The following is a 20199-nucleotide window of genomic DNA, read 5'->3' on the forward strand; positions in this document are numbered from 1 at the left end:
GCCATGTCATTCAGACCAGATCGCTGTTTTGAACGGCCCTGGCCCAAATCGGGCAGAGTTCTGGGCCACCGAGACCTCAAAATCTCCAGTAAGTCCATCAGCTTGCTGCATAGCGCTTGTGTATGTCCAAGACGGCTCTGATACGACAACTTCACGAACAACTTGTCCAAGCGTCCCTACCCGAACTGTATAGCTCTCTGTCTCTTCAGCCAACGGTACCTCAGGCAAGTCCCAACCGTCACCATCCAATCTCGTGCGACGAACCCACTCGACATCAACACCGGTACCGCTGCTGGCAAGCTTAAGATGAACCGGTGCATAGGGCCTCAATCCATTCCCATTAAAGGCATGAATGGCCTCCGTATAAGATGGGTCGTCATAGCTGCGCTTGGACGGCCCAATTCGGAAAGTTTGCGAGATCCGACGCAAAGAGCGAAGCAGATTGATCTGAGACGGAACACCGTTCATGTGCACGAACCAAGAACCAACTGGCCATTCAATAGGAATATAGGCATCCGTTCCAGCTTGTCCGCGCAACCTGTTGGACAGCAAATACTGGTTCGGCCCAATCAACTCGGCGTCCTTGAACTGGATCAGCTCCCAGTTGTCAGGCGAACCATCTCCGACAGCAACAAGATTTCCACCGCTCAGAAACGCGGACTCTGGGATTGACTGCAGAGTCCCATGGATCATTTTAACATCAAGTGGAGCACCTCGATCTACCAGCCCGGGCACGGCACGCGGCAAGGGCGAATTCAGAAAGCCGATATTCGCCCGGGCGGCAATCACTGTGTTGAGCACAAAGTCAGAGTCAGTTGGCGACTGATACACCGCCACGCCACCCGGCCAAGGTGAGCCTGTCACGGCCAGATGTGGTGCGTGCTCCACCTCATCCCCAGTGAGCAATGGCAAGTCCATGAATACTGATGTCAATGGAACCGGTGGAACAAACTCACGGACACCTGCCAACTCGTCGGAAAGATCCGAGGGCGTATATACTTCAGGTTCAATCCGCACAGCTTCCAACAACTGCATATGGCCTTGTTCCACCCGGTCCACGCGGTAAAGCCCAGCACCCTCAGATTGATCGGCCGTCACCTCGATAACGTCACCAGCACCTACACCAATTTGTGACGGCGGCAGCGCAAGCTTGATTGCTTCGCGGGCAACCCTCGCCTCGGTCAACCAACGCTCTGCCACCTGCCGACCCTCGGGACGGGTCAACGCCATCACAATCTCACTCGTGGATACGGCATGCGTGGTATCGTCCGCCAGAATGGCTTCCTCCGACAGCACGTCGAAATTCCCGTCAGTCTGTACAAAGCGAACGCGTACACGCCCCGCCAACTCGGCCTCGGATTCGCGCGACTGCTCCAAGCGGCCGTTGAGGTCAGAGTGGATTGCAAGTGTTTCCGGCGGCAGTTCAACCGCCCCTGTTCCAGAGCGCGAGACAAACTTCAGAACACCATCACGCTCAATTGCATCAAAAGCAAATCGCAGCATCAGCGGCTGCAACGCCCCCCGCGCATCAGTGACATCATCAACAACGAACCCACGCACATATCCAAACAGCTCAGATGTGTCGTAGTGTTGTAGCCCGGACCGTTCGCAGATTTCACCAACAACCGACGCAAGCGACCGGCCCGACGTGCGCCCGTTGATCCAGTGACCACGCGGGTAGTTCTCTCCATCGGACCAAATGCGCAGCGAGTTTGGAAAGAATGGATACGGCCTTGCATCCCAAGCCCAGACAAAGGCCCGAGACATGTCCACCATCGGAGCCTCATACTCAACCGATACTGGATTGTTCTCGGTAGCCCGCCAATACGAATGCATCGCCCTGAGGTATTGCTTCTGGATCAGATCGTCGCGCGCGCCATTCGAATACTTCGGCAGGCTGCTCTCAGATGATTTCTGGTCCAAAAACTTGTTGGGCTGGTTCGTACCCTTGTCGATGGCAGCGCACCCAAGCTCTGTGAACCAGATTGGCTTGGACTCCGGGACCCAAGACGTAGGAAGTGCCGACCGCACGCCCGCGATACGTTCATAGTGCGCATTGCCCCACCAGTTGCGAATGTCCTTGTAGCGATACACCCAAGGCTCGTCATGCGCGCCATCTGTGATTGGCGTTCTTATTTGCGCAGTATCGGCTTCCTGTGACCGATAATACCAATCGTAGCCCTCGCCACCCTCAATGTTGGAGCGCAGGTAGTCGATGTTGTATAAGCTCTGCCACTCTGCGTCCGCATGATCTTCGCCATCGCGCCAATCCGAAATCGGCATGTAGTTGTCGATCCCGATGAAGTCGATGTTCTCATCTGCCCACAGAGGATCCAGGTGAAAATAGCGATCGCCACTCCCGTCCTGCGGCTGATACCCAAAGTATTCCGTCCAATCAGCGGCATAGCTGATCTTGGTGTCTGGGCCCAGGATAATGCGCACCTGAGCCGCCAACTCTCGCAGTTTCTGGACGGCGTAGAATTGGTTTCCTGTACCACGAATTTGCGTCAAGCCACGCATCTCCGACCCAATGCAGAACGCGTCAACTCCCCCTGCCTGACGGCACAATGCCGCGTAGTGCAAAATAAACCGCGACAACGTCCACTCCTGCGGGCCGACATACTGGTAATTTCCGTGAGTATTGAAGTGGGATGCATTTACATTACCAAAGAATGCATCAACCTCCGCTTCGGCAGCAGCGGTACCATCCGGTGATCCGTCGATCCCTAGTGCCCGCGACAAGGTGATCCTACCCCGCCAGGGAAGGTAAGGCTGCGTTTCATCAGGTGCGTACGGGTTGGGCAGCTCATTACCTTCCAACTGATCCATCAGAATGAAAGGATAGAACATGACCTTCTTTCCGGATGCATTCATGGCTTGAATAGCTTGCATGACCGACCCATCCGCAGGTGTGCCGCCATAGATCGGGCGATCATCGACACGAGCGATCTCCGCCACCCCTTGGCGTGACACTCCAGCGACATGCCATGGCATGTTCTCAGCCTCAATGTCGCGGCGCTCTACCTTCGGCTGCACCTGGCAAGATCCGCAGCGCAAGTCATTCCCAAACCACGACACAATCAACGAAGCGGCCTCACAATTCGGCAGCTCATCATTCAGCGCATCAAGAGACATGTTAAAGTCGGGCTGGCCTGCCGGCGTGTTAATGTTGGCACTCCAGCGACCGCGATTTTGGTCAACATAGTTCACCGGCGTCGTTGCCAGCGCATATTCTCCGGTTCCTGGCATAAGCGCGACGGCTTTGACAGCGCGGGTGATCTCTTCTTCGGCCCCGGCTTCTTCTGGCTGCTCCGGGCGTACAACCTCGAACGAAAACTGCGGGACCCGATTGCCAAAAGGACCTAAGGCCAGATTTTCAATCACGACATAGGCGGTTCCACGATACGCCGGCACCAACCCCTGCCCTTCAATGGCTTCCATCAGCGGGTCCGGCAATTGATCCTGCGTTCCCTTGTAAACGCGCATGTTCAGATCATTGATCGCAACTTCTTCGCCATCGGCCCAGACGCGGCCGATACGGGCGATTTCTCCTTCGCAGACAGCAAGTGCCATGCTCAGCGAATAGCTGTATTCACGAACCTCGGGCTGTGGTGACGGTGCCGGGCCACCCTTGCCGCCTCCTCCTCCTCCGCCGCCTGTTACGGTAACAGTCTCCAGAAAGTCCGAGGACCAGATCACCTGCCCACCCAAGCGCATACGCCCATAAAGCTGGGAAATCGGTGCGCCTTCACCCGAATTCGACAAGCGAAACCGGTCCACCTTACCATGCTCAACGACCTCAGACCCCTGACCCATAACACGCTGATCAATCACCTTGCCCAAGGTCGCACCAATGGCACGCCCGATGGCAACGGATGACAACCCAAGCGCAGAGCCACCAATCGAGCCGCCAATGGCCGCGCCAGCGGCAGAAAGTACTACGGTCGCCATCAGTCGGCCTCCACATCAGGGAATTGAAAACGGGCCACGATCCGTCGAGCCCACGGTGCACTCAGCGGGCTCTCGACAACGCCGTGACCGCTATAGGCGTGAATAAACTTAGGCGCAGTGCCCACGTCTGACTGAATACCAAGGTGTTTGGCCACCCCGCCCTCGCGCATACGAAACAGGATCACATCTCCACACGCCGCCAATGACACTGTCTTTGGTGACAGATGGCGCAGCGCCGCTGCCCAGAGTTGTTCTTGTCCCTGCGGCTCAGACCAATCCATGCTGTATGCAGGCGGCCGCTCCGGTTCGCTGCCGACCACGGCACGCCAAACCCCACGGATAAGCCCAAGACAATCAGTGCCTGCCCCACGCGCGGCCATCTGGTGAATGTACGGCGTGCCGATCCAGGCGCGCGCTTCATCCACAATAAAGGAATGCGCCAGTGTCATCGCAGGCTGCCTCCGCTGTTTGAGCCGCCGGTTGTCGGATATGCCATCATCCAGTCGTCACTGGGCAAGTCCGGGAAACCTTGGAAGTTCAAAAGGTTGGCAAACTTCAGGCGACAGGTTTCGAACCGCTTGTCACAACCTGCCGTCAAACGCACTTGGTCCTGCGCACTGACCTGGCCGCGCACCGCTTCCCAAAGCTCGATCCGGCGCACACCATCTTCGACGACATCGCGCTTGATCATGCCCCACAGACCACTGGCAGGTCCGGACGTGACATCAAGCCGCCCTCGCATGAACCACTGCGGCTCAAAGCCGCTCAGATCGTTCCACTCAAAGATCCGACCATCGATCACGCGATCTGGCTGCCCTTCGAACCGATACCCCGGCTGCTCCAGATTGAAACGGCATGCACGGTCACCCAGAACGGCGGTACATGGCTTTTGATAGATGCGGCCCAACGGCCGGTTCAATGCCTCGGTCAAGCCGCGCAGTTCAGCGTGAAAAGCTCCACCAGAACGCCGCAGTTCGCCGATGGAGCCTCGAAACTGCAACCAACGAACATCAGGATCAGCCCAGTTCACCAACCACGCGCGGACCTCCGCATTGTCAAAGCGCCCTGCTTCGATCTCGTCTTCGCGCACCGACGCATCAGTCAGCGCGCCCAACGCTTCAGTATTGTCAACGCTCAGTCCAGTGCTTTGCGCCAACGCCGCAGCAGACAGGCCGGTGTCAGCGCGAAACTCAAGCCCGTCAAAGGTCAGCGGCGTGTCATGGTCAGTAAACCCGAAAGTCTTGCCATCCGTCCGCAGAATGGCCCAAGCCCGACACAGGGTCGTAACGCCCTTTGCCGTGTGTGCAAGAAACTCTTCGCTCTGCCCGCTCATCACACACGCACCTCGACAATGGGCACGTTTGGAACGGTACCCGCCTGAAAACTGGCTACGGATGTCTGGATCTGGTCCGTGTCGAAGCGCACAGGCACATCGAATTCAAAGCCGGCCGTGATCTCTTCATCTTGCTCAGGCGGGTGCTGAAAGGTGACAAGCCCGGTGTTCAATTCGACTTCGTAGTCGACCCCTTCTTGCATCTCATCACGCCCAAGACCCACGCGCACTGTTCCGGAAACGGGCTTCGAGATCGGTCGTGAATAGGCAAACTCTCCTGATCGATACGTCTTGAGCAACGGAAACGCGGCTTGCACGCCATCACCGGTGGCAATCGTCTGATCCAGAAAAGTCGGATCAGCACTCGCCGCACCCGACTTGAAGTCCGCCCAATCCTTCCAACGGAACCCGTACATCTGCCCCATGCGTGCTTCAAAGAAAGCAATCAGGGTTTCCACGTCATCCAGTGACCGCATCCCCAGTCCCGCGTCATAGCGGCGACGCGAGTGCGCCCAGGGCGTGTTCCGTTCCTCGAATCCGTTGGCGAGCGTCACAACCTCTGTCCGGCGCTCCGGCCCGCCGACCGAGCCAAAGCTCAAGGATGCGGGAAATCGAACCTCGTGAAAATTCATGGCCTTGGCTCCCCTTCCATTTGTTATCTGTTGCGGTTCGCGCGGCTCAGTGCGCGGTTCATCTGTGCGGCGATCTGGTTTTGCGATCGGGCAAAGCCCTGCACGTCCGGTGTGGTGATGTTCATCACGACGGTCGGGCCGCTTTGCCCACCACCGCCACGCACACCCAGCTTGCCATCAGGACCACGGGCAAGCGGCATGATGGCCTCTGGCCCCGCCTCCCCCATGACACCCATACCGCCCCGCATGCCAAACGGCGTGGCCGAACTGACGACACCGCCTGATGCGAAGGGCATTACGCGCCCCTGGCTGAACGGCGCACCATCGGCAAAGGGCAGGATATTCTCGAGCAACCCACCCGCACCCGAGGCCAGCAATCCACCGACATGATCAGTCACGGGCTTGATGGCCGCATTGTAAGTCGCGTTGATCATCGAGTTGGCCAGCCCATCCAGGGCATCCGACAGGCTCGCCCCATCAAAAACCAAACCATCAAAGGCCTTGCGCAATCCACGCGACAGCCCTTTCTCAAGCGTCGCCACGTCCTTGTTGGTCGCCGCCAGACTCTCACGCATGCGGCGCAATTCGCTGTCGAAACCGGTGACCATGTCCGAGGTTGCACTCAGCGTGAAGCGCAAATCTTCGGCGTTCTCGTCAAGGTTCTCGATCTCATCTCGGTAATCAGTCATTCCGGATCCCCTTCCGACCGTTCATCCGGCCAGGCCGCCATCAACGCGTCCAGACCGTCGCTCAACAGCGGTGCGGCCTGGCCCGGTGTGCCCAGCATCATCTGCAATTCGGCAGGGGTCAGCGCCCAGAACGCCTCTGGCGTTAGGCGCAGCCCCTGCATCCCGGCCCGCATCAGCGCGGGCCAGTCCAATGTCTTTGTCATGCCTCAGGCACCACGAAGGCCCGCGCGATCAACTCGGCCGCAGCACGGGCAGCGCCCATGGGGCCGCCCGCAATGTCAGCATGATCCAACCGATCGACATCAAAGGCGCAGCCGCCCCCAGCCAAACCAGCCTTCAGCACAGCCAGCACGTCCGTACTGGAAAAGCGGCCCTGCTCAAACCGCTCCACCAAGGCAACCAGCGATGGCTCTGCCAATGCCGCCTCAAGCCCCGCCAAAGCCCCAAGGGTCAGCCGCATCACCTGAGGCTGACCGTCGATCACCAGCGTGACCTCTCCCCTCCACGGATTGGTCATCAGGCTACAAGTGCCGTAAAGGTCAATGCACCGGCCGAGGCCAACGACATCTCGTAAGTCGCCTCGCCATTGTGGCTGCCGCTGTACTCAAGCGACGTCACCTGAAACGGCCCTTCGACAACGCCGAAATCAGGAATGATCACCTGAAAATCCGGCGTCTCGCCGTCAAAGAAGATCTGGCGCGCACGCTCATCCGTGCCTTCATCCTTGAACACACCGGCGCCCGTGATGTTGGCGGACCGCACACCGGCCCCCGCCAGCAGCTCACGCCACCCGCCCTGGCTCTCCAGGCTGGTGACATCCACGCTCTCGGCGTTGAAACTGACGCGCGTGGCCCGCAGACCCGCAATGGTTTCGAACTGCCCGTCCGAGGTCATGTCGACCTTCAGAAGCAGGTCCTTTCCGTTCTGAGCACCCATGGGTTTTCTCCGTTAGATATTGGTTGATTGGTTGTCTTCCGTCCGCGCGCGGAACGTCAGGTCGATGCGGCGGCCCGTGCCCTTGTCGATCTTTACGGCACGCGCGCGCTCAAATCGCAGGGACACCAGCCGCCCACGATCAAGCGTCAGAGCGGCATCATGCAGAACATCGCAAACAGCGCCCGCCGCTTCCTTGGCGGCAAGGAACCCCGGCACCTCGGTCACGACCGACACGACAAAGCTGTGGACGGCGCCGCTGCCTGTCTTGTCATCCGCAACACGCACGGTTTCCGGACCAAGGTTGATGTACATGTTCGGCAACGCACCACTGGGCACCGCGTCATAGACAGCGTCGCCAACTGCATCACCAACCGCGATGTCTGACGCAATTGCTGTAAACACGGCACTCTGAAGGGCTGCAGAAACGGCATAGCTCATATCGCGACCTCCTCATCGGTCATGCAGACCAGGTAACGGCCTTCAGGATCACGCTCCGCAACGCTGCGGATGTGAAACACACGGTTGCCATCACGGAACCGCTGATCGGCAATAGGACGCTCCGGGTGCCCCACCGGGGCACCACGAACGACAACCGAATACGGAACGGCGGACACCGCCGCGCCAGTGGCGATCGTCTCTCGGCCTGTCCGTGCAGTCAGCTCGGCCCACAGGACACCCAAGGGCATCCAGCGTTCCGAGAAACCACCGGCGCCATCAGACACACGCGATGGGCTCTCCAGGGTCAGGCGCCGGTTCAGGCGCGGCAGTTTCATCGTGCGCCTCCGCCCAAACGTATGGGCCTGTAACGCTCGATCAGGCTGGTCACGCCAAAGGGCATGCACCCTTCGCTCAATGCCGTCTCGTTGCGGAACTCGTAGTAGTGAGCCGCCAAAAGCATCACGGCCTGCGCCAGATCCGCCGGAATGTCAGACCACACCGCGCCAAACCCGGCGGTGAAAGACACACGCATAGTCCCGGCAGCTGGAATCTGGGGCAAAGAATGCCCGACCGAACGCAACCGCGGACGGTGCGTATCGCGCTCCAACCAATAGGTGTCACCGGCCACACTTGTTTCCGCGCCAGCACGATCCACAAAGGTAACTGTGTGCACCGCCGTCACCGGAGCAACAGGAAATGCAACTGCATCCGTGGTGGCCAGTGACGAAACTGACAAAGAAAAATCATGCTCGATCAGGGCTTTGCCCGTACGAGCCTCAATTGCCGCGACAGCCGCGCGCAGGAAACTGACAAGCACCGCGTCCTGCACGGTATCATTGCCAAACCCACTGCCCAGACGCAGATGCGCCTTGAATTCTTCGACCGGCAGCGCGGCGTCGGGCACCGTGGTCTCTTCGTTCAACATCATGGAACATCTCCAGGAAAATTCTGCCCCTCGGCTCCAAAGGCCCGGGCGCGCGCCAGTCCGCGTTGCTCGGACGGAGGGGAGCAGCTAGACAACACGGCGCACTTCCAGCGCGCACCCGGAACCGGGGGCAGTTGCCCACCCCCGGCCATCCGCATCAGCCGTTCAGGCCGTTGCGAATTTCAGCAGCTTGATCGCCGCAAAGTCGCTCACGTCGCCGCCCACGCGCTTGGTGGCATAGAACAGAACGTGAGGTTTCGCGCTGAAGGGGTCACGCAGCACACGCAGGTCGGGGCGCTCGGCCACGGTGTAACCTGCGTTGAAGTCACCAAAGGCGATGGCGTCGGCACCCGTTCCGGCGTCAGGCATGTCCTCGGCGATCAGAACCGGGTAGCCCATCAGGGTCGCGGGCTGACCGGCAGCCAGACCATCGGACCACAGGAAGCGGCCGTCATTGTCCTTGAGCTTGCGCACGATGCCAGCCGTCTTGGAGTTCATGACAAAGGTCGCGTTGGCGCGGTACTCGGCACCCAGTGCGTACACGACATCAATGATCGACTCGGCAGTCACGTCACCGTCGATACCAGAAGGCACGTAGCCAAGGTTGCCCCAGGCCCAGACATCATTGTCGACCGATGTATGGGTCAGGAAACCACGGGGTTTGTCGATGCCGTCACCGTTGACGAATGCAGCAGCCTCGGCGCGGGCAAACTTGTCGGCAATGCGACCTGCCAGCCACGCTTCAATGTCGAACGCGCTGTCGTCCAGCAAACGCTGCGATGCTTTCGGCAGGGCCGACAGCTCGTGCAGCGGGATGGTGATGCGGTCGATGGTGGGGGTGTCGGTCTCGGCCTGTGTGGCGGTTTCGGTCGCCCAGCCTGCACCTACATCGGTGTGATCGACCAGCACGTCAAAGGATGTCGCCTCGACATTCACCACGGACGCGATGGAACGGATCGACGCGGTGGCATTCAGAACCGATTTCACGGTCTCTGACGTCTGCGGGTCAACGAGGTAACCACCGTCCGAGTTCACGGCAGTGGACAGCGATTTGCCCTCCAGCTCCAGGCCGCGCAGGCCATCATCCTCACCCGAACGCAGATAGGCGTTGAACGCCTTCTGATGGGGGGCACCCGTTTCGACGGCACCTGCCAGAGGGGTGCGCGCCGCAGTCATGTTTTTCCGATCCAGCATGGTCAGTCGCTCTTCCGTTTGTTGAAGTTTGGTTTGAAAGTCGGCTTGGAAGCCTTTGAATTCGGTCACGAAACCCGTTACGGCCTCTGCAACCTCCTGAGCCGGGGACAAACCTTCCCCGGCCCGAGCCTTGATCTCGGTCTTGCTCATCAGCATGTCCTTGATGGTTGGTGTGAAACGGCCCCGCGCTTTAGCGCTGCGCCAACTCCGCGCGCGCAGCCCGCAGGGCCGCCGCCATGTCGCGCAAATGGTCGTCCTGATCCGAAGGCATCTCTTCGGACTTGGCCGCCACCCGCGCACTGGGCAGCATCGGGAAGGTCACAAGCGACACCTCCCAAAGCTCCAGTTCGGTCAAGAGCCGCTGGCCCTTGTCATTCTTCGTGGCCTTCACGGTCCGGTAGCCGATGGACAGACCATCAATGGCCCCGGCCCCGATCAGCTCCGCCGCCTCGCGGCCCTTGGCGATTGAGGGCAGCAAACGCCCCTTCACCCACAGCCCCTTGGCATCTTCCCGCACCTCGTCCCACACGCCGATAGGAAAGGCCGGGTCGTGCTGCCACAGCATCTTCACGTTGCGCCCTTCGGCAGCGATGGCCTTGAGCGACGCCGCATAAGCGCCCTTTCCCACCACATCGCCCCCCTGGTCACAGGCACCGAACAGGCTCGCATAGCCCTCTACACCCAGGCCATCCTTCACCTCGACACCTTCGCCAAAGCGCGCAAATTTCGTCTCCAGACCGGTCTCTGCCTGCATCTGCTCTCTCCTCTTCGATGCGGATCCCTAGTGAGGAATGGCCGCCATAATCGATTGAAATCCGGTCGCCAGCACAACCGCCACGACACCGTAAACGGTCAGCCACAACCGCTTCTCCAACCGCTCCATCAACTTTTCCAACCGCTCCAAACGGTCGGAAATATTGGCAAAATGGACTTCGGTCAGACGCTCATGGGCTTCCAGCTTCAGGCCCGGGCCACAGGCAAACCGTTCCCACAGCTTGGCGTCATCCATCCGCACCGTCCTCGGCCACAGCTGGCAGCCCCAAAAGGCGGCGCTTCTCAGCCACGCTCAGGAAATCCGCTTTGGCCACCCGCGCCCACTGCGCATCCCGCTCGCTCGACAAGGCAGGCACCTGATCCAGATCGGGGGCCAGCACCACATCCTCACCGGTATGCGCGCCCAACCATTCGGCCAAGGCGGCAGCCACACGGGTCGCCAGCGGCAATACGGTCAGACGATAGAAAGCCCGGTTGGCCTCTTGATAGTTGGCATAGGTGGCATCACCCTGAATACCCAACAGCATCGGAGGCACACCAAAGGCCAAGGCAATCTCCCGCGCCGCCGCCTCCTTGGTCTTCTGGAACTCCATGTCCGATGGCGAAAAGCCCATCGGCTTCCAATCCAAACCACCTTCCAGCAACATCGGACGCCCCGCATTGCGCGCACCCGAATGATTGGCCTCAATCTCACTCACCAAACGATCATACTGATCCCCCGACAATTGCGACTGTCCGTCCTGCCCGCGATACACGATGGCCCCCGAAGGACGTGCGGCGTTATCGAGCAACGACTTCGACCATCGCGACGCCGCCGTATGGACATCCAACGCCATCGCCGCCGCCTGCATGGGCGAGAACCCGTAATGATCATCCTGCGGGTGAAAGCTCTTGATGTGACAGATCGGGCTCACCGGCCCTGACGCATCAAAGCGATGTGTCTTGCCCCCCACGGAATAGTCATAGGCCACAGGCCACCCATCGGCGCCAGGCACGACAGACATCCGATCCGACCGCAGAACATGCAACTCCAGCGGCGCGCCGCTTTCACCGGCAACAGCCTCCACATAAGCGTTCCCCGACAACAGCAGCTGCGCATAAAGCGCTTCCAACAGCTCGGCCCGCCCCTGCCCCGGATTGGGCCGCTTGATCAGGCTCAGCAACGGATGCGTCTCAAACCGCTGCTCCACATCCTGCAACACCAAGGGCAAAGCCGCTGCGGCCTCAGCAATCAGCTTGACCGACCGAAACCCGACCGGGTTCCCGGAAAAGCCCGCTCGGGTCAACGACACGGCATCGCGCGGTGACCAGGCCACACGGCCACCTGTCTGCCAGGCCACAACCTTCCCCGTCGCACTTGCCTTCTGCTCTGGTACATCCGCCACAGCCCGGTTCCGAAAGAAATCAAACACGAAGGGTCTCCTTTTGATCCCAAAGGGCCGCCCGGCCCGTCGCTCAAAGAAAAAGGCGGCCCGAATGGAACCGCCTCACCGCAAGGGGCATCCCCTGCTTCATCTTGCCAAATAAACTTCCCCCGGAGGGGAAAGCGCCACACGCGGCGCGCTTACAAACTCCGCACGCCCGGCCGCCGATAGGCATTGCCGGGCTCGATCATCAACTCGTGCAACGCCCACACCAACGCATCGACGCGGTCCGGCGATCCCTCGCCCTCATATCCAACCCGCGTCATCCGGGTCATCTGATCCTCAAGATCACCCAACCCAAGGGCATGTGTCACCCGATCCTGCTCATAGAGCGCTGCCACAGGCTCCGCCCGTGCCACCTTGCCCTTCGAGGCATGTACGGTCTTGAGTGACACCAAAGGATCCACCTGCCGGATCACCTCGCTTACCAGTTGTCCGCCCTGATTGACCTCAGCCACCAGACGGTCAGCATTGTACTTGTCCATCGCGTCTATCGCCACCTTCGCCCATTGGGTGGGCCCAACGCCCTGCACGGTGCAATCAGCAATCACATGGGCCCGCCAGTCCTGCGGCGGCCCATCCATCGACACGCCTGCAACAACGATGCCGCACGCATCAGAAGAGCGTCCCGCGCTCACCGCCGGGTCCAACGCGACAACCACACGGTCCAGCTTCGGCTTACGCTTCCGACGCACCGCATCCAGCATCGCCGTGGTCCAAAACGCGCCTTCGGCATCACGCAGCAAGATGCCTTCCAATTCCTGTCGCCCCAACCGGGTCCCGGCATAGCGACGACGCACCTCTTCCAGAAACGAACCCGCCAGGTTGGCCGCATTGGCCTCGGTCGGCGCGTGCGTAACAACAGTCGATGACTGCGCCAGCAAATCCTTCAACACTTCGACGTTGCGGGGCGTCGTCGTCACGCAGACACGCGGATCATCGCCCAGCCGCAACGCAAACTGCAGCATGTCCCAGGTTTCCTGTCCCCTCTTCCACTTGGCCAGCTCATCAACCCAGGCACAATCAAATTGCGGCCCCCTCAGCCCCTCGGGGTCATGGGCCGTGTGAATGGTCGCGACAGCTCCGTTCGGCCACTCCAGCATCTTCCGCGTCGCATGGAACTTCGGGCGGCGATCAGACGGCGTGCACACCAGCAACCCGCTCTCGCCAAAAATCATCACCTCGCGGACCTGCTCGATGGTTTCACCAACCAAGGCAACCCGCTTGGCCTTGCCCTTGTCCAGCGGCATCGGTCCTTCGACCATGGACCGGACCCACTCAGCCCCTGCGCGCGTCTTGCCAGCCCCGCGCCCGCCCATGATCACCCAGGACCGCCAATCGCCTTCAGGCGGCAACTGATGCTCCATCGCCCAGAATTCGAACAGAAAAGGGAGGGCGCCCAAGGCGCCCTCTCCCAACTCACTCAGAAACTGTTCCTGCGCCTCCACAGGCGCGGAGGCGACCAAGCGCGCACCGTACCTCAGCTCGGGCAAAGTCAAGGTCGAAGGCATATCCGTTCTGGGCGATGCCGGTTCGGGCTTGTCGAAATTCGTCAAGCTTCTTCTCCATACCTTCCAGGTTCACGATCAGCTTGTTCAACGTGACAAGCTGGCTGTTCACCTCAGTTTCCTTCACATCCTCCCCGGCTTCTGCCTTTCTTGTGAAGGCTTTGAAGTGCTTTCGCATAGTCGTCAGGGTGTCATGCATCGACGAGACAAGCTCCTCGCTGCGGTCGCCCTCAGCCTCCGGGGTAATCAATGCCATGTGATATGACCTCTCATGCGTTGGGATAATCTCCGCACGAGCGAAATAGAAAAGCGACCTCCGGGTCACCCCGGGGCCGCTTACCCACTTCTTCTAGCTTGTCACAAGTTATACGTGTGACCGTTCGCAAAGTCAAGCGAAATCCACTTGAGGAAAACCCTCTAACCGTACGGTATGATTAACAAAATCTTACCTCAGTGGTTAAGATGTGGTTAATGCAAGGCGTAAGCCTTTGATCCCCCACAACAACCGTTGTTTGTCCCCGCGGGGACAAACGGGCGGAGAACACCTCGGCCTTACGATTGAACCTTTGCGCCTCGTAAGGCGGACGTGCCGTCCGCCCTACCCGTCGTCCGACTGGTTGGCCCGCTCCGCCTCGATCTCGCGCCACCGCGCGACGTTGCGGTTGTGTTCATCCAATGTCTCGGCAAAGGCGTGCCCGCCGGTCCCGTCAGCCACAAAGAACACGAAGTTCGTGGCATCCGGCTGCGCCGCAGCCATCAGGCTTTCCCGCCCCGGATTGGCAATCGGAGTCGGCGGCAGACCCTGAATGACATACGTATTCCAAGGGGTCGCAGCGCGCAGCTCCGACCGGCGCAAGCCCCGGCCCAAAACGCCTTGCCCCTTGGTGATGCCATAGATCACCGTCGGGTCCGTCTGCAGGCGCATGCCACGGTTCAACCGGTTCACAAACACCGACGCCACTTGGCGCCGCTCCTCAGCCACCCCCGTCTCCTTCTCGATGATCGAAGCGAGGGTCAGCAACTCCTCCGGGCTCTCCAGCGGCAGTGCCTCGTCCCGGGCCTCCCAGGCCGCGGACACCCACAACTCCTGCTGTTCGGCCATCTGCGTCAGGATGTCTGCGCGATTGTCACCGCTGCGCACCTCATAGCTGTCGGGGGCCAATGCGCCCTCCGGTGGGATTTCAGCGACCTCCCCATCCAGCACATCCATGTTGCGCAACGCGTCCACGACCTGCCAGCTCGTCACACCCTCGGCCAGCGCCACACGATATCGCGTGTCCTGCGCGGCGCGCACTTCGGTATAAATCTCAGGCACTTCTTCCTCACCCGGCTGGAACTCGGCGCGCTCCACGAAACGGTTTGTGCCCGGGTCCAACTCACGGACTTGCGCACTCAAACGGTTCACTCCGATCCGATAGACCACTTCGGTGCCACAAGTACTGGCCCCACCACGGGTCACAACATCCACGATCTCTTCCATGGACGCACCGGGTTCCACCAGGAAACTCCCGGCCTTCAACGCGCTTGTCTTGCCCGCGTACTCAGCCCCGGTGCGGAAAATCCAGCCATGGTTGACGGCCCCCTGTTCCTCAAGGTCAGCGCTCACACGGCGAAAATTCGATCCCCGATCCACCTGAACACAGATCGCCTCAGTCAGCGGACCCGCACCCTCATATTGACCGCGTCCCCACAGGATCAGACCGCCCACCACGAACAGGGCCACGATCAGGAATGTCAGTGCGTTCGAGGCGATGGATCGCCACATCAGCTGACCTTTCCAAAGATCACGCTGGCATTTGTACCGCCAAAGCCAAAGCTGTTGGACAGGGCCACGTCGACCTTGCGTTCGCGTTTGGCATTGGGTGCCAGATCAACCGGCGTCGCAACGGCAGGGTTGTCCAGGTTGATGGTCGGTGGGCAGACCTGATCACGGATCGCAAGGATCGAGAAGATGGCCTCGATCGCACCCGCAGCACCCAGCAAGTGGCCGGTCGCCGACTTCGTCGAAGACATGGTCACGTTGGCCGCATGATTGCCCAGCAAACGCTCGACCGCGCCCAGCTCAATGGTGTCCGCCATGGTCGAGGTGCCGTGCGCGTTAATGTAGTCGATATCCGACGGCTCCAGCCCCGCATTGCGCAGGGCTGCTTTCATTGAACGCTCACCACCTTCGCCATCCTCGGACGGCGCGGTGATGTGGTAGGCGTCGCCGGACAGGCCATAGCCCCGGACTTCGGCGTAAATCTTGGCACCACGGGCCACGGCGTGCTCATATTCCTCAAGCACAACAATGCCCGCGCCTTCACCCATGACGAACCCATCACGGTCTTCGTCATAGGGACGGCTTGCCGATTGCGGATCATCAGCACGTTTGGTCGACAGCGCCTTGCAGGCGTTGAACCCCGCGATGCCGATCTTGCAGATGGCCGCCTCGGCCCCACCCGCGATCATCACATCAGCGTCGCCATGCTGGATCAGACGGCTCGCATCACCAATGGCGTGGGCACCTGTCGAACAGGCAGTCACAACAGAATGGTTCGGCCCCTTGAACCCGTACTTGATGCTCACCTGACCTGAGATCAGGTTGATCAGCGCACCCGGCACAAAGAAGGGAGACACGCGGCGCGGCCCCTTCTCTTCCATCATCACGGCAGTGTTCGCGATGGAGTTTAGACCACCAATCCCCGAGCCGATCAGAACGCCGGTGCGCTCCAGGCTCTCGGTGTCCTCGGGCATCCAACCGGCATCCTCGACCGCCTGCTGTGCCGCAGCCAGACCAAACATGATAAAGGTATCGACCTTGCGCTGTTCCTTGGGCGCCATGTAGGCATCGCCATTGAACGTGCCATCCGACCCGTCCCCGCGGGGCACTTCGCACGCGTATGTTGTGGTCAGCCCCTCGGGATCGAACTGCGTGATCGGACCCGCGCCCGATTGCCCGTCCAGAATACGGCTCCAGCTTGCCTCGACCCCGTCCGCCAATGGCGTCACCAGTCCAAGACCTGTCACGACAACTCTGCGCATCTGCTCATGCCCCTCTCGTTTCTGGCTCGCCTCTTACCGCGCCCGCATGCCCCTGTTCAAGTCCCGACGGGGTACGGCTCGTTCGCCTCGGCAAGCCAGAAGCGGTATATAAACAATGTCGTGCGCCGCAGGCGCGCCTTTGGATCACACCTACGGCGGAGACTTGCGCAGTTTCAGTTGAATGGGGCCGTCATCATCTTCGGCCAAACGCATGTCGACATAACCAAGTTGTTCGGCGATGCGCGCCGAAGCGGCATGATCAGGGTCCATCATGCAGACCAAGGGGCCCGTCACCACGCGGTCAAACCAGTCATGGGCCGCCTGGGCCGCTTCAATGCCCAAGCCAACGCCCTGCGCCTCAGGGGCCAGAACCCAGCCCGCCTCCGGCACAGAATCGAAATCCTCACCCAAACCGCGCGCGCCAAAAAAGAACCCGACCTGCCCCACCAGCCGTTTGGATGCATGTTCTTCGATGCCCCACTGGCCAAAGCCGGTCATCTGCCAGTGCCCTGCATTGATCAGGAATGATTTCCAGCTTTCGCTGCGATTGCGTGGTGCACCGCCAATGTAAACTGCAACCTCGGGCATGGCCCAAATCTCGGCAAATCGATCAAACTCGGCTGGTCGTATTGCGCGCAAGGTCACGCGCGCCGTGTTGATGGTCGGCACATGTCTGCCCATGGATGTTGTCCTGCCCGAACGTTTTGTCGTTTTGCATAACTTTGTCCGTGCACAACCGCCAAAGCAAGAGCGCATGATACATGCACAAAAAAACGGCGCCCTTTCGCACGAAAGAACGCCGTTTTGTCGGGCAGTTGCCCGGAATGCTTAGGAGGCTTTCGAGATGAAGCCCACTGCGTCGCCGAAGGTCTGGATGGTTTCGGCCGCGTCATCGGGGATCTCGATGCCGAACTCTTCTTCGAAGGCCATCACCAGTTCCACGGTGTCCAAGCTGTCTGCGCCCAGATCATCAATGAAGGACGCGTTTTCGCTGACCTTTTCTTCGTCCACACCCAGGTGCTCTACAACGATCTTTTTAACGCGATCGGCGATGTCGCTCATATGACTGTCCTCATTTTACCGGGGCAAATATTCGCGCCCCCAAGTGGTGTCCCCGTGCAAGCAGGGCTCTGGTCTTGCCCCCCTGGGGCGGTGAAGCAACAGACCATTTGCATGGTCTGCCGCCGGAATCTGCGCCGCCTATAGCACATCCCGTAAAGATGGCAATACGCGGCGTGTTAGCGCCTACAACATGGCCATGCCGCCATTGACGTGCAAGGTCGTGCCCGTGACGTAGGCCGCCTCGGGGCTGGCAAGGTACAGCGTTGCGGCGGCAATTTCATGCGCTTCGCCCATACGACCGGCAGGAATTTGCCCCATGATTCCAGTCTTTTGGTCGTCAGTCAGCTTATCCGTCATTGCCGTGGCAATGAACCCGGGCGCAATGGCGTTCACAGTAATGCCTCGGCTTGCCACCTCGTAGGCCAGGCTTTTGGACATGCCGACCATCCCGGCCTTGGAGGCCGCGTAGTTCGCCTGCCCCGGGTTGCCTGTGGCGCCCACAACCGAGCTGATATTCACGATCCTGCCCCAGCGCGACTTCATCATGCCGCGCATGACGCCTTTGCACAGTTTGAAGGTCGACGTCAGGTTCACGTTGATCACCGACTGCCATTCCTCGTCCGACATGCGCATAAAAAGGTTGTCCCGCGTGATGCCAGCGTTGTTCACAAGGATATCGACGGCCCCCATCGCCTCGATCGCCTGTTTCGGCAGGGCCTCCACGGCCTCCGGATCGCTCAGGTTGCACGGCAGCACATGCGCGCGTTCGCCAAGCTCTCCCGCCAGCGCCTCAAGCGGGTCAGTCCGCGTGCCGCTTAGGCCCACGGTCGCACCAGCAGCGTGCAAGGTGCGCGCGATCTCGGCCCCGATGCCGCCCGATGCGCCTGTAATCAGCGCGGATTTACCTGTCAGATCAAACATATGAACCTCTTTCGTTAAGTCTGGGCCACGTCCATGTAGACGTCGCAAATGTTGAGGGACGCGTCCTTGGCCATAAAGCGGTAGACCTCGCGCGCCCAACCGGTCCGCGTCAGGTCCCGCGCCTCGACCTCTGCGGTCAGCGCCTGGTAAATGCGCGGCAGCGTATCAAAGGCGCCGTGATGGCGGATGTGGAGGGCCCGCGTTGCATCCACATCGAACATCTGGAAGCCCGGTAAGGGCTTCGGCAGCGGTACGCCGATCCGGATTTCCATATCGTCGCCGTTGACCCGGTACAGCGCCGTTTGGGGACCGGCAAAGAAGATACCCGCCTGCCCGAGCAGCGAATCCATCCGTCCGAACACATCCGGGATCAGCTGGAACCGACGGGAAAACGGCACCGTATCGATCACACCACCCAAGGTTTCAGGCGGCAAGGTGACCAGATCAGCCATCAACGGCCGCCTTCACATCATCGGGTGTGCCCACAGGACGGGTTGCGATGGAGCGGTCGATGCGGCGGATCATGCCGGACAGCGCTTTGCCAGCGCCGATCTCCCAAATCTCGGTCACGCCTTGCTGGCCCATATACATCACCGTTTCACGCCAGCGCACCGAACCTGTCACCTGAGACACCAGATGTGCCCGCAATTCATCAGGGGTACTGCATGCCGTGACCGTAACATTGGGAATCACGGGAACTGCAGGTGCATGGATATCAACCGCACCCAGCGCATCGGCCATCGCCCGGGCTGCAGGCTCCATCAGGCTGCAATGAAACGGTGCGGACACGGGGAGCATCACGGCGCGTTTCGCCCCTTTCCCCTTGGCGATCTCGACAGCCCGTTCAACGGCACCCAAGTGGCCGGACACGACCACCTGACCGGGATCGTTGTCATTCGCGGCCTGACACACTTCACCCTGTGCCGCTTCGGAGGCTATGGCTGTTGCCGTTTCGAAATCCAGACCGAGCAAGGCTGCCATGGCCCCGACGCCAACCGGCACGGCCTCTTGCATGGCCTGCCCGCGTGTGCGGAGCAATCGTGCGGTGTCAGCAACACTCAGTGCGCCAGCCGCGCAGAGGGCGGAATATTCACCAAGCGAGTGCCCTGCAACGAAGCTGGCCCTGTCGATACCGATCCCTTCTGCCTCAAGCGCGCGCATGGCAGCCACGGATGTCGCCATCAGCGCCGGTTGCGCGTTCTGGGTCAGTGTCAGCGTGTCCTGCTCGCCTTCCCAGATCAGCGCGCTCAGCTTCTCGCCCAGCGCCTCGTCCACCTCGTCGAACACAGCGCGCGCTGCCGGGTAGGCATCTGCCAACGCCTTGCCCATTCCAATTGTCTGTGCACCCTGTCCCGGAAATACAAATGCCACGCTCATGGCCTGCCCCC

The 20199-nt window shown here is 60.3% G+C and carries 24 protein-coding genes; all 24 read right to left on the reverse strand.

The window, feature by feature from the left end; genetic code table 11:
- Window positions 1-6: 6 nt before the first annotated feature.
- A complete protein-coding gene (locus Q1A51_RS01765) occupies window positions 7-3951 on the reverse strand; it encodes a glycoside hydrolase/phage tail family protein (protein WP_299603106.1) in 3945 nt (1314 codons plus the stop codon).
- On the reverse strand, window positions 3951-4400 hold the full coding sequence (locus tag Q1A51_RS01770; protein WP_299603109.1) for an NlpC/P60 family protein: 450 nt from the start codon (window positions 4398-4400) through the stop codon (window positions 3951-3953). The genes Q1A51_RS01765 and Q1A51_RS01770 overlap by 1 nt, the downstream gene beginning before the upstream one ends.
- Window positions 4397-5284: a DUF2163 domain-containing protein gene (locus Q1A51_RS01775; RefSeq protein WP_299603112.1), complete on the reverse strand. Its 888-nt coding sequence runs from the start codon at window positions 5282-5284 to the stop codon at window positions 4397-4399. Before Q1A51_RS01775 ends, Q1A51_RS01770 begins: the two co-directional genes overlap by 4 nt.
- Window positions 5284-5916, reverse strand: a complete 633-nt coding sequence (locus Q1A51_RS01780; RefSeq protein WP_299206607.1) for a DUF2460 domain-containing protein — start codon at window positions 5914-5916, stop codon at window positions 5284-5286. Before Q1A51_RS01780 ends, Q1A51_RS01775 begins: the two co-directional genes overlap by 1 nt.
- A gap of 23 nt (window positions 5917-5939) precedes the next feature.
- A complete protein-coding gene (locus Q1A51_RS01785) occupies window positions 5940-6605 on the reverse strand; it encodes a phage tail tape measure protein (RefSeq protein ID WP_299603115.1) in 666 nt (221 codons plus the stop codon).
- Entirely contained in the window at window positions 6602-6808 is a 207-nt protein-coding gene (locus tag Q1A51_RS01790) for a rcc01693 family protein (RefSeq protein ID WP_299206611.1), read from the reverse strand. Before Q1A51_RS01790 ends, Q1A51_RS01785 begins: the two co-directional genes overlap by 4 nt.
- The gene (locus tag Q1A51_RS01795; RefSeq protein WP_299603118.1) at window positions 6805-7122 is read right to left on the reverse strand and encodes a gene transfer agent family protein; all 318 of its coding nucleotides are present in this window, start codon (window positions 7120-7122) and stop codon (window positions 6805-6807) included. Before Q1A51_RS01795 ends, Q1A51_RS01790 begins: the two co-directional genes overlap by 4 nt.
- Window positions 7122-7541, reverse strand: a complete 420-nt coding sequence (locus Q1A51_RS01800) for a phage major tail protein, TP901-1 family (RefSeq protein ID WP_299603121.1) — start codon at window positions 7539-7541, stop codon at window positions 7122-7124. The genes Q1A51_RS01795 and Q1A51_RS01800 overlap by 1 nt, the downstream gene beginning before the upstream one ends.
- A 12-nt stretch (window positions 7542-7553) precedes the next feature.
- Window positions 7554-7979 carry a DUF3168 domain-containing protein gene (locus tag Q1A51_RS01805; protein ID WP_299603124.1) on the reverse strand — a complete coding sequence of 142 codons (426 nt, stop codon included), beginning with the start codon at window positions 7977-7979 and terminating at the stop codon, window positions 7554-7556.
- Entirely contained in the window at window positions 7976-8314 is a 339-nt protein-coding gene (locus Q1A51_RS01810) for a head-tail adaptor protein (RefSeq protein ID WP_299206619.1), read from the reverse strand. The genes Q1A51_RS01805 and Q1A51_RS01810 overlap by 4 nt, the downstream gene beginning before the upstream one ends.
- Complete coding sequence (locus Q1A51_RS01815) at window positions 8311-8907, reverse strand: head-tail connector protein (protein ID WP_299603126.1); 597 nt, start codon at window positions 8905-8907, stop codon at window positions 8311-8313. The genes Q1A51_RS01810 and Q1A51_RS01815 overlap by 4 nt, the downstream gene beginning before the upstream one ends.
- Window positions 8908-9069: 162 nt before the next feature.
- Complete coding sequence (locus tag Q1A51_RS01820; RefSeq protein WP_299603128.1) at window positions 9070-10248, reverse strand: phage major capsid protein; 1179 nt, start codon at window positions 10246-10248, stop codon at window positions 9070-9072.
- Window positions 10249-10288: 40 nt separating this feature from the next.
- On the reverse strand, window positions 10289-10852 hold the full coding sequence (locus Q1A51_RS01825) for an HK97 family phage prohead protease (RefSeq protein WP_299603130.1): 564 nt from the start codon (window positions 10850-10852) through the stop codon (window positions 10289-10291).
- 27 nt (window positions 10853-10879) lie between these two features.
- Window positions 10880-11107, reverse strand: a complete 228-nt coding sequence (locus Q1A51_RS01830) for a hypothetical protein (protein WP_299206628.1) — start codon at window positions 11105-11107, stop codon at window positions 10880-10882.
- Window positions 11100-12284, reverse strand: a complete 1185-nt coding sequence (locus tag Q1A51_RS01835) for a phage portal protein (RefSeq protein ID WP_299603132.1) — start codon at window positions 12282-12284, stop codon at window positions 11100-11102. Before Q1A51_RS01835 ends, Q1A51_RS01830 begins: the two co-directional genes overlap by 8 nt.
- 152 nt (window positions 12285-12436) lie before the next feature.
- Window positions 12437-13663, reverse strand: a complete 1227-nt coding sequence (locus Q1A51_RS01840) for a terminase family protein (RefSeq protein ID WP_299604015.1) — start codon at window positions 13661-13663, stop codon at window positions 12437-12439.
- A gap of 52 nt (window positions 13664-13715) precedes the next feature.
- On the reverse strand, window positions 13716-14060 hold the full coding sequence (locus Q1A51_RS01845; protein ID WP_189368664.1) for a hypothetical protein: 345 nt from the start codon (window positions 14058-14060) through the stop codon (window positions 13716-13718).
- Window positions 14061-14402: 342 nt separating this feature from the next.
- Window positions 14403-15569: an endolytic transglycosylase MltG gene (gene mltG / locus Q1A51_RS01850; RefSeq protein ID WP_299603133.1), complete on the reverse strand. Its 1167-nt coding sequence runs from the start codon at window positions 15567-15569 to the stop codon at window positions 14403-14405.
- Entirely contained in the window at window positions 15569-16828 is a 1260-nt protein-coding gene (gene fabF / locus Q1A51_RS01855) for a beta-ketoacyl-ACP synthase II (protein ID WP_299603134.1), read from the reverse strand. Before fabF ends, mltG begins: the two co-directional genes overlap by 1 nt.
- Before the next feature lie 150 nt (window positions 16829-16978).
- Entirely contained in the window at window positions 16979-17509 is a 531-nt protein-coding gene (locus Q1A51_RS01860; protein ID WP_299206638.1) for a GNAT family N-acetyltransferase, read from the reverse strand.
- A 147-nt stretch (window positions 17510-17656) separates the two neighbouring features.
- Complete coding sequence (locus Q1A51_RS01865; protein WP_189368668.1) at window positions 17657-17890, reverse strand: acyl carrier protein; 234 nt, start codon at window positions 17888-17890, stop codon at window positions 17657-17659.
- Between the two features lie 183 nt (window positions 17891-18073).
- Window positions 18074-18811: a 3-oxoacyl-[acyl-carrier-protein] reductase gene (gene fabG, locus Q1A51_RS01870; protein ID WP_299206646.1), complete on the reverse strand. Its 738-nt coding sequence runs from the start codon at window positions 18809-18811 to the stop codon at window positions 18074-18076.
- Between the two features lie 14 nt (window positions 18812-18825).
- On the reverse strand, window positions 18826-19263 hold the full coding sequence (locus Q1A51_RS01875) for a hypothetical protein (RefSeq protein WP_299603138.1): 438 nt from the start codon (window positions 19261-19263) through the stop codon (window positions 18826-18828).
- On the reverse strand, window positions 19256-20188 hold the full coding sequence (fabD, locus tag Q1A51_RS01880; protein WP_299603141.1) for an ACP S-malonyltransferase: 933 nt from the start codon (window positions 20186-20188) through the stop codon (window positions 19256-19258). Before fabD ends, Q1A51_RS01875 begins: the two co-directional genes overlap by 8 nt.
- Between the last annotated feature and the right edge of the window lie 11 nt (window positions 20189-20199).

The sequence above is a fragment of the uncultured Tateyamaria sp. genome, assembly GCF_947496075.1.
In the GTDB taxonomy this organism is placed as follows: domain Bacteria; phylum Pseudomonadota; class Alphaproteobacteria; order Rhodobacterales; family Rhodobacteraceae; genus Tateyamaria.

Bases quoted from the DNA above. Each gene is read 5' to 3' on its own strand.
- Q1A51_RS01765 (WP_299603106.1), bottom strand. From the start codon at position 3,951: ATGGCGACCGTAGTACTTTCTGCCGCTGGCGCGGCCATTGGCGGCTCG.
- Q1A51_RS01770 (WP_299603109.1), bottom strand. From the start codon at position 4,400: ATGACACTGGCGCATTCCTTTATTGTGGATGAAGCGCGCGCCTGGATC.
- Q1A51_RS01775 (WP_299603112.1), bottom strand. From the start codon at position 5,284: ATGAGCGGGCAGAGCGAAGAGTTTCTTGCACACACGGCAAAGGGCGTT.
- Q1A51_RS01780 (WP_299206607.1), bottom strand. From the start codon at position 5,916: ATGAATTTTCACGAGGTTCGATTTCCCGCATCCTTGAGCTTTGGCTCG.
- Q1A51_RS01785 (WP_299603115.1), bottom strand. From the start codon at position 6,605: ATGACTGATTACCGAGATGAGATCGAGAACCTTGACGAGAACGCCGAA.
- Q1A51_RS01790 (WP_299206611.1), bottom strand. From the start codon at position 6,808: ATGACAAAGACATTGGACTGGCCCGCGCTGATGCGGGCCGGGATGCAG.
- Q1A51_RS01795 (WP_299603118.1), bottom strand. From the start codon at position 7,122: ATGACCAATCCGTGGAGGGGAGAGGTCACGCTGGTGATCGACGGTCAG.
- Q1A51_RS01800 (WP_299603121.1), bottom strand. From the start codon at position 7,541: ATGGGTGCTCAGAACGGAAAGGACCTGCTTCTGAAGGTCGACATGACC.
- Q1A51_RS01805 (WP_299603124.1), bottom strand. From the start codon at position 7,979: ATGAGCTATGCCGTTTCTGCAGCCCTTCAGAGTGCCGTGTTTACAGCA.
- Q1A51_RS01810 (WP_299206619.1), bottom strand. From the start codon at position 8,314: ATGAAACTGCCGCGCCTGAACCGGCGCCTGACCCTGGAGAGCCCATCG.
- Q1A51_RS01815 (WP_299603126.1), bottom strand. From the start codon at position 8,907: ATGATGTTGAACGAAGAGACCACGGTGCCCGACGCCGCGCTGCCGGTC.
- Q1A51_RS01820 (WP_299603128.1), bottom strand. From the start codon at position 10,248: ATGAGCAAGACCGAGATCAAGGCTCGGGCCGGGGAAGGTTTGTCCCCG.
- Q1A51_RS01825 (WP_299603130.1), bottom strand. From the start codon at position 10,852: ATGCAGGCAGAGACCGGTCTGGAGACGAAATTTGCGCGCTTTGGCGAA.
- Q1A51_RS01830 (WP_299206628.1), bottom strand. From the start codon at position 11,107: ATGGATGACGCCAAGCTGTGGGAACGGTTTGCCTGTGGCCCGGGCCTG.
- Q1A51_RS01840 (WP_299604015.1), bottom strand. From the start codon at position 13,663: ATGGAGCATCAGTTGCCGCCTGAAGGCGATTGGCGGTCCTGGGTGATC.
- Q1A51_RS01845 (WP_189368664.1), bottom strand. From the start codon at position 14,060: ATGGCATTGATTACCCCGGAGGCTGAGGGCGACCGCAGCGAGGAGCTT.
- mltG (WP_299603133.1), bottom strand. From the start codon at position 15,569: ATGTGGCGATCCATCGCCTCGAACGCACTGACATTCCTGATCGTGGCC.
- fabF (WP_299603134.1), bottom strand. From the start codon at position 16,828: ATGCGCAGAGTTGTCGTGACAGGTCTTGGACTGGTGACGCCATTGGCG.
- Q1A51_RS01860 (WP_299206638.1), bottom strand. From the start codon at position 17,509: ATGGGCAGACATGTGCCGACCATCAACACGGCGCGCGTGACCTTGCGC.
- Q1A51_RS01865 (WP_189368668.1), bottom strand. From the start codon at position 17,890: ATGAGCGACATCGCCGATCGCGTTAAAAAGATCGTTGTAGAGCACCTG.
- fabG (WP_299206646.1), bottom strand. From the start codon at position 18,811: ATGTTTGATCTGACAGGTAAATCCGCGCTGATTACAGGCGCATCGGGC.
- Q1A51_RS01875 (WP_299603138.1), bottom strand. From the start codon at position 19,263: ATGGCTGATCTGGTCACCTTGCCGCCTGAAACCTTGGGTGGTGTGATC.
- fabD (WP_299603141.1), bottom strand. From the start codon at position 20,188: ATGAGCGTGGCATTTGTATTTCCGGGACAGGGTGCACAGACAATTGGA.